Genomic DNA, 15124 nt, shown 5'->3' on the forward strand with positions numbered 1-15124 from the left:
TTATGGCAACAGATACTAAAACCCCTTGGATAAGGTTAGGCCGATTATTAAGTCTGGAGAGAAAGTCTGTTTTTAAGATTCTTTTCTATGCTGTATTCGCTGGTCTCGTAGAACTTGGTCTTCCTTTGGGTATTCAAGCGATTGTAAATATAATAGTGGGAGGAAGTTTCAATGCCTCGGTTATTTTACTGACTGGTGTTGTTCTTTTCAGTGTTGCATTTGGTGGTGTTTTAAGATATATGCAGCTTAGGATTGGAGAAGATTTACAACAACGTATTTTTGCTCGTTCTTCTTTTGAGCTCATTTATAGGTTTCCGAAAATGAAATATTCTGCACTTCAGAATGAATATCCTCCAGAGTTAGCTAATCGCTTTTTTGATGTGATGACCATCCAAAAAGCATTACCAAAATTGCTTATTGAATTTTCTAGTGCTTTTATTCAAATTAGCTTTGGTCTTATTTTACTCTCTTTATATCATCCTTTTTTTGTGTTTTTTGGATTTTTATTGATTTTACTGTTTTATGTGATTTTTAAGTTGTCTTTGAAAGAAGGTGTTAAAGAGTCTTTAAATGAATCTAGTTATAAATATAAAACGGCCCACTGGATCCAAGAAGTCGCAAGAAGTATTGAAGGGTTTAAGGTGTCAGAAAGTTTTTCCTACGCCTCACAAAGAAATGATGAAACCAGCTTAAAGTATCTCAATGCCAGAGAAAAACATTTTCGAGTCTTGAGGTTTCAGTTTTTTAAAATGATAGCTTTTAAGGTAATTGTTGCTGCTGCACTTCTTATCGTTGGAGGCCTTTTGGTTATTAATCAACAAATGAATATAGGTCAGTTTGTTGCGGCAGAAATCATTATCGTTTTAATGATAAATTCTGTAGAAAAACTGATTAAAGGTCTAGAGGATTTATATGTACTTATTGCTGGTATAGAAAAACTTGGAAGAGTTACCGATATTCCGATAGAGCGTCAAGGAGGAGATAAACCTTTCGATAAGCAGCAAGAGTTTATTTTTGAATACAAAGACATTAATCTCAAATTGGATAAAGGAAAAATACTGAGTAACATAAACACTAAAATTTATCCTGAAGATTTAATTCTAGTGAATGGGACACCTGGATCTGGTAAGTCTACACTTTTAAGGACAATGGTCGGGTTAATAGATAATATAGATGGCAATATATTTGTAAATGATTTTAATTTGAAAAACATAGACCTAACTTATTTTAGAGATTTTGCAGGTCACTATTTTCCGAGTAACCAGACTTTTGAAGGGACTATATTTGAGAATATCACATTGAATAATCCTGATATATCAATGGAGTACGTGCAAATGCTTGTCAAAAAACTACAACTGAGTGAATTTGTAAAGTCACAAGAGAAAGGACTACAGACAATAATTTATTCTGAAGGCTTACAGTTACCTTACACAGTCAATAAAAAAATAATGATTGCCAGGGCGGTAGCATCCAAGCCGAAGTTGCTTGTTCTAAAGGATCCAACACAAGATTTGCTGGAAGATGAATCCAAAGCAATTATAGACTTTCTTACAGAGCCAGATAGACCTTGGGCTTTAGTAGTAATAAGTACCAAAGAAATTTGGACAAAGAAATGCAATCGTTTTTTCTATATGGATAATGGTGAAATGACAATAAAAGAATAATATGCTAGATATATCAAAACTTAAACTGAACGAAAAAGTTGATTTATCTAAGTATAAATCAATGGAATTTACATTTCACAAAGACCGTTTTCTTACGTTCAATAAGATCATGACCATCTTTGGTGTTGTTTTCTTGGCTATACTTTTTTTACCATGGACTCAAATTGTTCAAGGTAAAGGTTATGTGACTGCATTAAATCCAGGTCAAAGAGCGCAGTCTATTGAATCTGCAATAGCAGGTAGAATTGAAAAGTGGTATGTTAAAGAGGGACAGATTGTGAAAAAAGGAGACACTATCCTACATATTTCTGAGATTAAAGATAAATACTTCGACCCTCAATTACTTGACAGAGCTCAATCTCAAATTACTGCTAAGAATTTTTCCTTAGAGTCTTATACCGAAAAGGTGAAAGCATTAAATTTTCAAATTGAGGCCCTTAAAGAAGAGCGAAAGCTTAAACTAGAGCAGGCTAAAAATAAATTGATACAAGCCAATTTACAAGTTGAAAGCGATAGCATCGATTTAGAAGCAGAGAAAACACAATTGATTATTGCAGAACGTCAATATGAACGAACAGAAAGTCTTGAAAAAGAAGGTTTAAAAGCAGTTACAGATCTTGAAGAAAAAAGGCTCAAATTGCAAAATAGCCAGGCTAAAATTGTTTCTCAGAAAAACAAGTTACTGGCTAGCAGAAACAAAATAATCAATGCACAGATAGAAATTTCTAGTATAAAGGCAAATTACCAAGAAAAAATTTCTAAAGCAGAGAGCAATAAATTCACAGCGCTTTCTGGTCAGTACGATACTGAAGCTCAGCGTACCAAGTTAGAAACAGAATTTTCGAATTATAGTGTTCGTTCTGGCATGCGTTTCATTACTGCTCCTCAAGATGGTTTCATCAACAGAGCCCTGCAAAATGGAATAGGTGAGACTTTTTCCGAAGGAACGCAGATTGTGAGTATTATGCCTATTGATTTTGACCTTGCAGTAGAAACATATGTAGATCCAATAGACCTTCCATTACTTCACCCTGGAGAGCCTATCCGAATAATTTTTGATGGATGGCCAGCTATATTTTTCTCCGGATGGCCAAATTTATCTTATGGTACTTATGGAGGAAGAATTGTCGCTGTAGAAAGAACTATTAATCCATCTAAAGGTAAATTCAGAGTTTTAATAGAGGAGGATCCGGATGAACAACCTTGGCCTGATGTAATACGTGCTGGCTCTGGAGCCAGAACCATGGCTTTGCTTGATGATGTGCCAGTATGGTATGAGATGTGGAGGCAGATTAATGGCTTTCCTCCAGACTATTACACTCCACAGGAATCTAACACAAATGTAAATAAGAATCAAAATTCCAAAAAATGATTCGCTTCTATCTTTTAGTGCTAAGTCTATTTTTTAGCATGTTTAGTTCTGCTCAGGATCAACCAGTTGATTTTGATAAAAATATTCTCAGTCTTAATGAGTTTTTGGCTTATGTAAAAGAATACCATCCTATAGCAAAGCTCGCTAACTTTGAAATTTCATCTGCTCAAGCAGAACTGCTCAGATCACGAGGTGCTTTTGATCCACAAGTGATGGTAGATTGGAAAAACAAAGAATTTAAGGGAACAGAATATTATGATATTCTCAACTCTACTTTTAAAATTCCAACCTGGTATGGTATTGAAGTAAAGGCTGGTTTTGGGCAGAATAGTGGCGAATACTTAAATCCTCAGAATAACGTCCCAGATGATGGTTTGTATAGTGCTGGAGTTTCTGTTCCTATTGGGCAAGGTTTATTTATCAACCAAAGAATGGCAGATTTGAAACAGTCTAAAATTATGCAAGATTTGAGTCAGGCTCAACGTGATATTCGTCTTAACCAATTATTATCTGATGCTGTTTTATCATATTTAGATTGGTATCTAGCCAACAGAGAAGTGAGTTTATTTAGCAACTTTGAGGAACGTGCACAGATAAGATTTGAAGGTATCAAGGAAAGCGCACTTGCTGGCGATATTCCTACCATCGACACTTTAGAAGCAGGAATAATAGTTCAAAACAGAAAGCTGAGTTTAGAACAGGCCAATTTGAAATTGATCAAAAGTCGACTTCAACTCTCCAATTTTTTATGGTTCGAAGACAATATTCCCTTAGAGCTTGGACCTTTTGTTTTACCAGAACAGCTAGACGAAAATTCCCTAGATTCTGTTTTAGGAACAAACTTACTTCAGCTGGAGAACTTTGTACTCGAAGACCACCCCAAGATAAGAGCTCTAGACTTCAAGATAGATCAATTAGAAGTCAATCAAAGGTTGAAAGCTGAAATGTTAAAACCCCAGTTGGACCTTGAGTACAACTTCATCAATGAGCGAGTAGGTCAGTTTGAAAATTTCAATACCAACGACTATAAGGCTGGAATTTACTTTAAACTTCCTTTATTTTTAAGGAAAGAGCGTGGAAATTTGAAGTTGGCAAAAATTAAAGTTAACCAAGCACAGCTGGATTTAGATTATGAGTCGCTTCAACTTCAGAATAAAATACAAGCCTCAAGAAGCGAAATCTTATCCTATATAAATCAGCTTAATACCTTTCAATCTATAGTGAAAGACTATTCCAGCTTACTTAGAGCCGAAGAAAGGAAATTCAGCTTTGGAGAAAGCTCTGTGTTTTTAGTCAATGCCAGAGAGTCTAAGTTGATTGAATCCAGACTTAAAGAAATAAAAGTCTTTGAAAAATTACTTAAATCTAAAGCAAGTCTATTCAATATTCTGATTAACGATGTAGAAATAGATTAGATGGTTTATTAAGATTGTATTTCCATCAAACGCTTCACATATTTACCAATTACATCAAACTCAAGGTTTACAACATCACCTTTTTTTAGGTTTTTGAATGTAGTGTGATCATAAGTAAAAGGTATAATTGCAACACTAAACTCATTCAACTTTGAATTTACCACTGTAAGACTAACACCGTTAATGGTAATAGAGCCTTTTTCAATAGTTACATTCATTAGTTTAGGGTCGTATGAAAAAGTAAATTCCCAGCTTCCATCTTTTGTTTCAGCACGTTCACATGTGGCGATTTGATCTACATGGCCCTGTACAATATGTCCGTCTAAATGAGCATTCATCTTCATTCCTCTTTCTAGATTGATTTGATGCCCTTCTTCCAAATGCTTGAGATTGGTTTTATTTAATGTTTCATCTATGGCTGTAACTTTATAAGTATCACTATTAATATCTACAACAGTAAGACAAACACCATTATGAGCGACACTTTGGTCTACCTTTAATTCTTTTGCTAGATTGGCCTTAATTGTATAATCAATATTTCCTCCAGAAGTCTCAATTTTTGAGACTGTTCCTACTTCCTCAATAATACCTGTGAACATAATTGTAGATTATTTCGTTACATTTGTTTACTACAAAAATAGACGAATTTTATGAAAACTAAGTCAAATATACGAGTAGGAATAAGTATTGGAGATATGAATGGTATCGGCCCAGAAATCATTCTAAAATCTCTACAAGACAGCCGTATTCTCGAGCTTTTTACACCTGTGATTTTTGCAAACTCTAAAATGATGTCTTTTTTTGGGAATTATTTCAAAATCAAATTACAATTTCACGGAATATCTAGTGCTGATGAAGCCGTCGAAGGTAAAATCAATGTAGTAAATGTCTGGAAAGAAAATGTAAAAGTGAATTTTGGAGAAGAAGACAAAAAGATTGGAGGTTATGCAATTAAATCTCTAAAAGCTGCGACTCAGGCACTAATCAAAAAAGATATTGATACGCTCGTCACAGCGCCTATAAATAAGAATAGTATACAGTCAAATGAGTTTAATTTTCCTGGACATACAGACTTTTTAGCTCAGGAACTTAAAGGAGATAGCTTGATGTTTATGGTTTCTGATAACATTAAAGTGGGACTTTTAACAGATCACGTGCCTGTGAAAGATGTCTCTTCCAAAATCAATGAAGAGCTTATCAGTAAAAAGGTAAGTGCTATTCACGAATCACTTAAAAAAGATTTCAATGTTAGAGAACCAAAAATTGCAGTTTTAGGAATCAACCCCCACTCTGGAGATGGCGGAGTGATAGGTAAAGAAGATGATGAGGTCATAAAGCCAGCGATTAAGAAATTTGTTGAAAATGGAAAATTCGTTTTTGGACCCTATGCAGCAGATAGTTTTTTTGGCTCCAAGAACAATGCAAACTTTGATGCAATAATCGCTGCATACCATGATCAAGGGTTGATACCATTCAAAACTTTATCTTTTGGCAAGGGAGTAAATTTCACTGCGGGTCTTAATCGCATAAGAACTTCACCAGATCATGGGACAGCTTTTGATATTGCTGGTAAAGGCATTGCAGAAAGCAGCTCGTTCACTCAAGCTATTTTCATGGGTATTTCGATTTTTAAGAATAGAATGGAATACCTAGAGCTTACTAAAAATCCACTGTAAAATCATTATTGAATTTTTGTGAGGATTATTACGAATTTTTAATATATTTGCAGGCTCAAAACTGATGTTGTATGAGGAAGTTTAAAGCTTATGCTATACCCTTTGTAGGGTTGAAGGAAGGGCAGCACAGATTTGATTATAAAATTGATAATGCGTTCTTTGACCTTTATGATTTTCAAGAATTTAATAGTTCTGAAGTTGCTGTAGATTTAGAATTTACCAAGAAAGCGAATATGCTTGAACTGGAATTCAATTTTTCTGGCTACGTCAATATCAATTGCGATGTAACTCTCGAGCCTTATAACCAGGAAATAGATAATCATTTATCTTTGGTAATTAAGTTTGGTGATGTATATAATGATGATAACGAAGAATTATTAATATTACCTCATGGAGATCATCAAGTAGAAGTGCAGCAGTATATTTATGAAGGAGTTGTTTTAGGTCTTCCAGCCAAGAGAATACATCCAGGTTTAGAAGATGGTTCAATTAAATCTGATATTCTTGAAAAATTAGAAGAGTTGAAGCCTAAATCAATTAAAGAAGAAGAGAAAAAACAAGAGGAAATTGATCCTCGTTGGGATAAATTAAAAGAATTACTAAACGAATAAATATATATTTGAGCAATGGCACATCCAAAGAGAAAAATATCGAAGACAAGAAGGGATAAGAGAAGAACGCATGATAAGGCTAAAATGCCTCAAATCGCAACAGATACTACAACTGGCGAAGCGCACTTATTTCACAGAGCACACTGGCATGAAGGTAAAATGTTTTACAGAGGTCAGGTTCTGATTGACAATACTGAAGATGCTGAGGTTGTAGAGTAAATCTATGAGTCTTAAGATATCACTATCACTCCTTTATTAAGTTAAAGGAGTTTTTTTGTTTTCTGAAATGTGAAGATGATTATCTATAAATAAGTTCTCAACCTAGACTTAAAATATACCAAAGTCAAATTTTCTAGGTATGAGCTTGTTTATCAATAGATAAGAGTTGAAAGGTTAGTTTTACCAAGTTAGGTTGTATTGAACTTAGAGCTTTGATCATATAATGCATCCCGTCTTTGAATAAAATCTTAAGGAATAATTGATTTTTGAAAATTATTCATTTTCCAGACTAACAAAATTGACTAACCCCCGATAAGAAATTGATATAAAAAAAATGCCACTCGAAAGAGTGGCATTTTAAGGTTTTGAAAAAAAAATGTTATATGATTAGATCAAACGTACATCTGTAGCGTTCATTCCTTTTCTTCCTTCTTCTTCTGTGTACTCAACTTCGTCTCCTTCATTTAGAGATTCTCCGTTTAGTCCTGTGACGTGAACAAAAATATCTTCTCCTGTCTCGTCGTTTGTAATGAATCCATAACCTTTAGACTCATTGAAAAATTTTACTTTACCTTGCATAATAATAAATAATAATTAATAATTAATACAAAAGTAAACAAAAATAATGTTCTGCATTCATTTTATTAAAAAACTTTATCTTAAATAAATCATTTTCAATAGGGTAGAAGATTTAATTAGATGCCTTATCCTTATCATGCCCGTTTTCAGGGGCTTTGTTAGAATTATTTTTATTCATCCTATCCATATTTTCTTTTGTTAAAGTATAGTCTTGAAGGCGTTTCCCTTTCCATCGATGAGCTAAAAACAGAGGCATCAATACAAAGGCACTCGCTAAAACACTTATCCCGATAATTCGCTCTCCAATTATTTCGTTATCATATAGTTTATAGTAGGCACCTAGTACAAAGCCAGCTGCTATTAATATAAAAACTAATTTTATTAATGCTCTCATAGTGTATTTCTAAACAGTTACTTCTATTAATTTTTGTCTGTAGGCGGTCAGTAGTTTAGATTTTGAAATAAAACCTACATACTTTCCATCTTTTACCACAGGTAAGTTCCAAGCTCCTGTCTCTTGAAATTTTTTCATGATATCTTTCATTTTACATTCATTCATCTCAATGATGTCTGGTGCCTTTTGCATTAATTCTATAACAGTCATCTCTTGATAAAGACTTTGGTCAAACATTATTGTACGGATGTCATCCAAAAGAATGATTCCCTTAAAGATATGATTTTCATCTACCACTGGAAAAATATTTCGATTTGATTTGATAACTCCTTCATTAACGATTTGTTCAAGATTCATGTCATTAGTAAGTACCTTGAAATTATCTTCTATCACTTGCTGAATGTCCATTAAGGTTAGCACAGCCTGATCTTTGTTGTGAGTCACCAAGTCACCTCGTTCGGCCAACTCCATAGTATAAACAGAATTTGGTTGGAATCGACTAGTAATTCCGTATGATATAGCTGCCGTAATCATTAAAGGAACAAAAAGGCTATAACCACTAGTGATTTCAGCAATAAGGAAAATAGCGGTGAGAGGAGCATGCATGACACCAGCCATAAGTCCTGCCATACCAACCAGGGTAAATTGACTGACAGAAACTGGTACTTTTGTGATGCCTAGCGCATTGATCACAAGCCCATAACAATGGCCAATCATGCTTCCTATAAATAGGACTGGTGCAAAAATACCTCCAATACCACCTGCGGCTATGGTAACTGAGGTCGCAATCATTTTGAAAATAATGAGCAGTAATAAAAAGACGATAACCATCCAAGTCATGTCCCAGCCTTGTAGAAATTTATTTTTGGTAACGAGTTCATGATTTCCTGCCAGCAATTCATTGATGGTTGAATACCCTTCACCATAAATCTGTGGGACTAGAAATAAAATTCCGCTCAAAATAAGACCTCCAACAATTATTTTATTGAACTTACTTTTGAATGTTTTAAATCTTTTGAAGGTATAGATGTAAACTTTGGTAAATGTAATGGATGCAAACGCTGTAAAAATTCCCAGAGCGATGTAGAACGGAACATCACTTATTTCAAAAGCTTCACCTAGTTGAGTATGAAGAATAATATCTGAACCAAAGAAAAAATAAGAAGTTAGAATCGAAGATACAGAAGCTACTAGTAAGGGAATCATGGACACTAAGGTCAAATCCAGACTAAAAATTTCGATCGCAAAAATAATTCCTGCAATAGGTGCCTGAAAAATAGATGACATCGCACCAGCTGCTGCACAACCAATCATGAGGGTTCTAGAAGCCTGAGTCAGGTTCAGAAATTTTGAAAAGCTTGTGCTCAAGGCTGCGCTAGAAACCACAGTTGGTGCCTCCAGACCTGCAGACCCTCCAAACCCCAAAGTAATAGGAGCCGTAATCAGAGACGCGTAATTTTGAAACTTACGCATAAAACCATTTCTCCTCGATATGGCATACAGTGTAGTCGATATACCTTGACCAATCTCCTTTTTTAAAATGTATTTTGAAAATAGATAAACAAGGAGAAGCCCTATGAGAGGGAAAACAAAATAATAGGCGTTATGGTAATTTGAAATATAACCACCACCAAGTAAGGATTGAATTAAATAAGTTAGGTTTTTTAATAGAACCGCAACAAGTCCAGAAAGCAAACCAACAATAGCACTTATAAGAATGAGTAACTGCTGTTTAGACAGGCTTTTTTCAAGCCAATTTGTGACTTTAGTGAGCAAGTGCGATAAATTAAACTTCATCAACTTTTTAATTAAAACTGTTCTTCAGAAGTTTCAGCTTCAAACTTAACTTCTCAACTTAAGGTCAAGTTCTTTCAATTGTTCCTCATCAATAGGTGCAGGTGCATCTATCATGATATCTCTTCCAGAATTATTTTTTGGAAATGCTATAAAATCCCGTATGCTTTCTTGACCTCCTAAAATAGCTACAAGTCTATCCAAACCAAATGCAATTCCACCGTGAGGTGGAGCTCCATAAGTAAAAGCTTTCATCAAAAATCCAAATTGAGCTTCAGCTTCTTCTTTGGTAAAACCAAGATAATCGAACATCAAGGCTTGTGTTTTCTGGTCATGAATTCTGATGGAACCTCCGCCAATTTCATTTCCGTTCAAAACCAAATCGTAAGCATTTGCCTTTACAGCGCCTGGATCTGTAGCTAGTAATGGAATTTGTCCAACTTTTGGTGATGTAAACGGGTGGTGCATAGCATGATAACGCTTGGTATCTTCATCCCATTCCAGTAATGGGAAATCTATCACCCATAAAGGAGCAAATTCGTTTGGCTTTCTCAATCCAAGTCGATTACCCATCTCCATGCGTAAAGCACTCAATTGTGCTCGAGTAGCATTAGCATCGCCAGATAAAATACAAATTAAATCACTCGGTTTAGCATTGGTTTTGTCTACCCATGCTTTGAGATCAGCTTCGTCATAAAATTTATCTACAGAAGACTTTAGGCTTCCATCTTCATTATATTTAACGTAAACCATGCCTTTAGCGCCAACTTGTGGGCGTTTAACCCAGTCTATAAGCTTATCGATTTCTTTTCTTGAATAAGAAGCAGCGCCTGGAATGGAAATACCCACAACCAATTCAGCTTCATTAAAAACTTTAAATTCTTTATGTTGAGCAACCGCGTTCAATTCGCCAAACTTCATCCCAAACCTGATGTCTGGTTTGTCATTTCCATAAGTTTTCATAGCCTCATCATAAGTCATACGAGGAAACTCTTGAACCTCCACACCGTTGATTTCTTTGAGCAAATGCTTGGTCAACCCTTCAAAAGTGTTTAAAATATCTTCCTGTTCTACAAAAGTCATTTCGCAGTCTATCTGAGTAAACTCAGGCTGTCTGTCTGCTCTCAAATCTTCATCTCTAAAGCATTTTACAATCTGAAAATACTTATCCAAACCTCCAACCATCAGCAATTGTTTAAAGGTCTGTGGGGATTGAGGCAAGGCGTAAAACTGCCCAGCGTTCATTCTACTTGGGACGACAAAATCCCTGGCACCTTCAGGAGTGGACTTGATCAAATATGGCGTTTCAACTTCTACAAAATCTTGTTGTGAAAGATAGTTTCTAACGGCCATTGAGACTTTGCTGCGGAAAATCAGTTTGTTTTTAACTGGATTTCTTCTAATGTCTAGGTAACGGTATTTCATCCTCAAATCTTCACCACCATCTGTCTTGTCTTCAATAGTAAAAGGAGGAGTTTCAGAGGCATTTAAAACTGTAAGTTTTTCTACTAAAACTTCAATTTCTCCTGTTGCAATATTTTCATTTTTGGATTCTCTTTCCAAAACTTGTCCTTCGACCTGGATCACAAATTCTCGCCCCAATTCTCTAGCCTGCTCCATGATTTCTTTGGAAGTCCGCTCAGAGTCAAACACAAGTTGAGTAATACCATAGCGATCTCTCAAGTCTACCCAAATGATAAATCCTTTATCTCTTATTTTCTGAACCCAACCAGATAAAGTCACCTTTTTATTCAAAGATAAGATGTTTAACTCGCTGTTATTGTGATCTCTATACATGTCAACTGTTTTATGAAACGATTTGCAAAAATAAGAAGTTAGAGGTCTTATTTAAGATATGTAAAAGAAATTTTTGAATAAAGTATTGTCAAGAATACTTCCATATATGTTTTGCACCTAATGAGCTTGTAAAGGGGTTAAGGAGTTGTATGTAAATTTAATGTTAACTAAATGTTTTTTAAACGTAAATTATGTTTATATTTGTGTCTAAATAAAAAAGATATGAAAGCACTTAGCACACTTTTAATGGTATTTTTAATGAGTTTTACACTTTTTGCTCAGACTGAAAATAACCTAGTGAAGAAAGAGAAAGTCGGAGATTTAGAAAAGGTGACTATATTTTATGATAGTGGTGAATTACACCAAATTGGTTATATTTTAAATGATAAACTTCATGGTGAATGGAAGTCTTATGATAAAGAAGGAAACAAACTTGCCAAGGCAAATTACGAAAACGGTAATAAAGTTGGAAAATGGTTTTTTTGGAATGATGGAATTCTTTCTGAAGTAGACTACAGCAATAATAGAATTGTTCAAGTAAGTACTTGGGATAAATTAGAGACTCAATTGGTTAGTAACTAATTAAGTTTACATTCTATAAATTTAAAAGTGTTTGATTTCTCAAACACTTTTTTTATGCTTAAAACAATAGGTAAGATGGTCATTCACAAGTCCTACAGCTTGCATAAACGCATAAACTGTGGTAGGTCCAAGAAATTTAAACCCTCTTTTTTTCAAATCTTTGGATATAGCTATGCTTAGTTGAGATTGTGCAGGAACTTGATCAAGACTTGTATAAGAATTGATTTTAGGAGTGTGTGCTACAAAACCCCAGATGTATTTCGAAAATGAATTAAATTCATTCTGAATTTTTATAAATGCATTAGCATTATTGATAGCAGCTTCAATTTTCCCTCGGTGTCTTATAATGTCTTTATTTTGAAGTAATTCTAAAATCTTCTCTTCAGAATAATTTGAGATTACTTGATAATCAAAATTATCAAAGGCAGTTCTAAAGCCTTCTCTCTTCTTTAAAATGGTTAACCAATTTAAGCCTGCTTGGAAACTTTCAAGCACAATCATTTCAAAAAGCTTGTGATCCTCAATTATAGGTTCTCCCCATTCTTCATCGTGATATTTCACATAGATTTCAGAATTATTGCACCAGTCACACCTTACTTTTGCCATCTTTAATTAAAATTAATTTTTGACTACTTCAGTAAAAATACAGATTATGTCCCAGCAGAATAAACTTGAAATAATAAAAAAACATCTAGATAAAACTCTTTCATATTCTGAATATAAAAAGCTCGTTGAAGATCTTCTACTAGAAGGCAAGTCAACAGGCTTTACTCAAAATGAGGCTTATCTTAACTATTCCAAACTAGGTCTTAACCGAATGAAACGATGGGAAAAAACTTCAGAATTAACTTCAGAACAAGTTCATAAAATTCAGGGAGTAGATCAGAAACAAGCATGGCTAGTCATCACTGAAGGTTGGTGTGGAGATGCAGCCCCTGTTCTCCCAATCATAAAAAAAATTACAGAAAACAACTCGCTTATAGACTTCAGACTGATTTTGAGAGATGAAAATGATGAGCTGATGGATGAGTTCTTAACCAATGGCGGCAAGTCTATACCAAAATTGATTTCCTTCAATCTCGAAGAAGAAAAAATATTTTTTACTTGGGGGCCAAGACCACAGGAAGCAGCAGATATGGTGACTAATGAAAAAGCAGAATTTGGAGAATTAAGAGATGAATTTAAAATCAGGCTTCAGAAATGGTATAATCAAGACAAAGGAAAAAATATAGCAGAAGATTTAGTGAACTGCTTAGTTCAAACAGACTAATTATTCAATAACTTCTCAAAATCTTCAATAGACAAAGCATTTTCAACTTGATAGTCACCAATTTGAGTTCGCCTCAATTCAGAAAGGTAAGCTCCAGAATCTAATGCTATTCCGAAATCGTAAGCTAAACTTCTGATGTAAGTCCCTTTACTACACTGGACTTCAAACTGTAGTTGTGGTAAGCTGTTTTTAATGATTTCAAAATTATCAATCTTCACTTGGCGCTTTGGGATGTCAACTTCCTCGCCTTTTCTGGCAAATTCATAGAGCCGTTTTCCCTCTTTTTTCAATGCTGAAAAAATAGGAGGTCGCTGCATTATTTCGCCTTGAAATTGGATGAGTGCTTTTTCAATTAGCTCATCGTTAATGTGTGAAATATCAAAAGTATTATCAACTTCCGTTTCCATATCATAAGATGGAGTGGTGGCCCCAAGAGTGAATTCACCTGTGTATACTTTGGTTTGTCCCATTAATGTTTCAATGGTTTTTGTCGCTTTTCCTGTACATAAAATAACAAGTCCGGTCGCTAAAGGATCTAAGGTTCCTGCATGGCCCACTTTTATTTTCTTAAGTCCAAATTTTTGCTTGATAAGCCATCTTACTTTATTGACTACTTGGAAAGATGTCCAGTGCAAAGGCTTGTCAAATAATAAGACCTGTCCTTCTTTTATATGTTCAAGAGTAAGTTTATCCATTGACTTGAGTGAAAATGATGGCTCCAACACCTACTACAAAACAGTAGATAGCAAAATATTTGAGTTTGCTTTTCTTTACAATAGAAATCATCCAGGTACAAGCAAATAATCCCGAGACAAAGGCTGTGACAAATCCAACACCATAAATCAATATATTGGTATTTTCTAAAGAAATTTCACCTCCAGTGATGTCTTTTGCTATTTTTCCTAAAATAAGAGGAATCACCATCAAAAATGAAAATCGAGCAGCTTTGGGCTTATCATTACCCAGCAAAACCGAGGTAGCAATTGTAGACCCGCTTCGTGAAATCCCAGGCAAAATGGCTATGGCCTGAGCAACCCCAATCACAAAAGAATTGCTGTAAGAAACAGGCTTTCGAGTTGCCTTGGCTTTGTCGGTAAGCCACAGGAGAAGCGCCGTAAAAATTAGCATAAATCCAACCAGAATTATGTTTTCTCCAAAAAGCATTTCCATTTCAGACTCAAAAAAGTAGCCTACCAACCCAGCAGGTATCATAGATATGATAATTTTTAACGAAAACCGAGTTTCTTCATTCCATTTAAAAGAAAATAAGCCTTTTAGAATTTCAACAATATCTTTTCTGAAAATAACAATTGTGCTTAGAGCCGTCGCAAAATGAAGAATAACAGTCAATAATAAAGACTCTTTTGGTAAACTATTATCTCCTAAAATCGCTTTTCCCAGCTCTAAATGTCCACTGGAGGAAACGGGTAAAAATTCTGTCAAGCCTTGGATAATCCCAAGGATACTCACATCCCAAACATCCATTAATTAGAAGATTTAGGCTTTAATAGGATAGCATAAATCTCAATAGCAAAACCAATCAAAACTACAGTTGGTGCAAGACGAATCCGTCTCCAGCTAAATATTTCAGGGTTAAACACATTAGGATCATCACTACCACCACCAGCCATAAGTATAAATCCAAGGGCAATTACAGCCAAACCTATAATCATGAACTTGTAATTTTCCTTTTCGAAAATGAACTTTTCGTTCGCCTTAGCTTCTTTTTTACGTTTACTTTCTCCCATATT

17 protein-coding genes are annotated in these 15124 nt (G+C 34.7%); 8 read left to right on the forward strand and 9 right to left on the reverse strand.

Annotation, left to right across the window (positions count from 1 at the left end):
* Window positions 1-2: 2 nt before the first annotated feature.
* The 3 genes from ACFQ0R_RS05615 to ACFQ0R_RS05625 are packed head-to-tail and all read left to right on the forward strand — an operon-like array spanning window position 3 to window position 4451.
* Window positions 3-1664 (forward strand): peptidase domain-containing ABC transporter, encoded by a 1662-nt coding sequence (locus ACFQ0R_RS05615; RefSeq protein WP_379657395.1) that lies wholly within the window; start codon window positions 3-5, stop codon window positions 1662-1664.
* 1 nt (window position 1665) lies between these two features.
* Window positions 1666-3036 (forward strand): HlyD family secretion protein, encoded by a 1371-nt coding sequence (locus tag ACFQ0R_RS05620; protein WP_379657396.1) that lies wholly within the window; start codon window positions 1666-1668, stop codon window positions 3034-3036.
* Window positions 3033-4451 carry a TolC family protein gene (locus tag ACFQ0R_RS05625; protein ID WP_379657397.1) on the forward strand — a complete coding sequence of 473 codons (1419 nt, stop codon included), beginning with the start codon at window positions 3033-3035 and terminating at the stop codon, window positions 4449-4451. The genes ACFQ0R_RS05620 and ACFQ0R_RS05625 overlap by 4 nt, the downstream gene beginning before the upstream one ends.
* Window positions 4452-4459: 8 nt before the next feature.
* Here the strand turns inward: ACFQ0R_RS05625 and ACFQ0R_RS05630 are convergent, their stop codons facing one another.
* Window positions 4460-5050 (reverse strand): riboflavin synthase, encoded by a 591-nt coding sequence (locus ACFQ0R_RS05630; protein WP_379657398.1) that lies wholly within the window; start codon window positions 5048-5050, stop codon window positions 4460-4462.
* A 51-nt stretch (window positions 5051-5101) separates the two neighbouring features.
* Here ACFQ0R_RS05630 and pdxA point away from each other — a divergent pair, with 51 nt between their 5' ends.
* The 3 genes from pdxA to rpmF all read left to right on the forward strand — a co-directional run bounded on the left by pdxA (window position 5102) and on the right by rpmF (window position 6957).
* Complete coding sequence (gene pdxA / locus ACFQ0R_RS05635) at window positions 5102-6127, forward strand: 4-hydroxythreonine-4-phosphate dehydrogenase PdxA (RefSeq protein WP_379657399.1); 1026 nt, start codon at window positions 5102-5104, stop codon at window positions 6125-6127.
* A 71-nt stretch (window positions 6128-6198) separates the two neighbouring features.
* Window positions 6199-6738: a YceD family protein gene (locus ACFQ0R_RS05640; RefSeq protein ID WP_379657400.1), complete on the forward strand. Its 540-nt coding sequence runs from the start codon at window positions 6199-6201 to the stop codon at window positions 6736-6738.
* Window positions 6739-6753: 15 nt separating this feature from the next.
* Entirely contained in the window at window positions 6754-6957 is a 204-nt protein-coding gene (gene rpmF, locus ACFQ0R_RS05645) for a 50S ribosomal protein L32 (RefSeq protein ID WP_379657401.1), read from the forward strand.
* A gap of 387 nt (window positions 6958-7344) precedes the next feature.
* Here rpmF and ACFQ0R_RS05650 read toward each other — a convergent pair whose 3' ends face one another.
* The 4 genes from ACFQ0R_RS05650 to aspS all read right to left on the reverse strand — a co-directional run bounded on the left by ACFQ0R_RS05650 (window position 7345) and on the right by aspS (window position 11521).
* Entirely contained in the window at window positions 7345-7536 is a 192-nt protein-coding gene (locus ACFQ0R_RS05650) for a cold-shock protein (protein WP_262901867.1), read from the reverse strand.
* A gap of 112 nt (window positions 7537-7648) precedes the next feature.
* The gene (locus ACFQ0R_RS05655; RefSeq protein WP_379657402.1) at window positions 7649-7930 is read right to left on the reverse strand and encodes a hypothetical protein; all 282 of its coding nucleotides are present in this window, start codon (window positions 7928-7930) and stop codon (window positions 7649-7651) included.
* A gap of 9 nt (window positions 7931-7939) precedes the next feature.
* Window positions 7940-9727 carry a chloride channel protein gene (locus tag ACFQ0R_RS05660; RefSeq protein WP_379657403.1) on the reverse strand — a complete coding sequence of 596 codons (1788 nt, stop codon included), beginning with the start codon at window positions 9725-9727 and terminating at the stop codon, window positions 7940-7942.
* Window positions 9728-9772: 45 nt separating this feature from the next.
* A complete protein-coding gene (gene aspS / locus ACFQ0R_RS05665; RefSeq protein WP_379657404.1) occupies window positions 9773-11521 on the reverse strand; it encodes an aspartate--tRNA ligase in 1749 nt (582 codons plus the stop codon).
* Window positions 11522-11743: 222 nt separating this feature from the next.
* On the opposite strand from aspS, the gene ACFQ0R_RS05670 reads away from it, so the two are divergent.
* Window positions 11744-12103 (forward strand): toxin-antitoxin system YwqK family antitoxin, encoded by a 360-nt coding sequence (locus ACFQ0R_RS05670; RefSeq protein ID WP_379657405.1) that lies wholly within the window; start codon window positions 11744-11746, stop codon window positions 12101-12103.
* A 39-nt stretch (window positions 12104-12142) separates the two neighbouring features.
* On the opposite strand, the gene ACFQ0R_RS05675 is transcribed toward ACFQ0R_RS05670, so the two are convergent.
* Window positions 12143-12709, reverse strand: coding sequence for a DNA-3-methyladenine glycosylase I (locus ACFQ0R_RS05675; RefSeq protein ID WP_379657406.1), 567 nt, complete (start codon window positions 12707-12709; stop codon window positions 12143-12145).
* 46 nt (window positions 12710-12755) lie between these two features.
* Here ACFQ0R_RS05675 and ACFQ0R_RS05680 point away from each other — a divergent pair, with 46 nt between their 5' ends.
* Window positions 12756-13373, forward strand: a complete 618-nt coding sequence (locus ACFQ0R_RS05680; RefSeq protein ID WP_379657407.1) for a thioredoxin family protein — start codon at window positions 12756-12758, stop codon at window positions 13371-13373.
* On the opposite strand, the gene truB is transcribed toward ACFQ0R_RS05680, so the two are convergent.
* From truB to ACFQ0R_RS05695, 3 genes are read right to left on the reverse strand one after another with little or no spacing between them, the layout of a single operon-like run.
* Window positions 13370-14068, reverse strand: coding sequence for a tRNA pseudouridine(55) synthase TruB (gene truB, locus ACFQ0R_RS05685; RefSeq protein WP_379657408.1), 699 nt, complete (start codon window positions 14066-14068; stop codon window positions 13370-13372). The two genes, ACFQ0R_RS05680 and truB, sit on opposite strands and share 4 nt — an antisense overlap.
* A complete protein-coding gene (locus ACFQ0R_RS05690; RefSeq protein ID WP_379657409.1) occupies window positions 14061-14858 on the reverse strand; it encodes an undecaprenyl-diphosphate phosphatase in 798 nt (265 codons plus the stop codon). The genes truB and ACFQ0R_RS05690 overlap by 8 nt, the downstream gene beginning before the upstream one ends.
* Window positions 14858-15121, reverse strand: a complete 264-nt coding sequence (locus tag ACFQ0R_RS05695; RefSeq protein WP_379657410.1) for a DUF3098 domain-containing protein — start codon at window positions 15119-15121, stop codon at window positions 14858-14860. The genes ACFQ0R_RS05690 and ACFQ0R_RS05695 overlap by 1 nt, the downstream gene beginning before the upstream one ends.
* Between the last annotated feature and the right edge of the window lie 3 nt (window positions 15122-15124).

The organism is Psychroflexus salinarum, from assembly GCF_042677225.1.
GTDB classification, from domain to species: domain Bacteria; phylum Bacteroidota; class Bacteroidia; order Flavobacteriales; family Flavobacteriaceae; genus Psychroflexus; species Psychroflexus salinarum.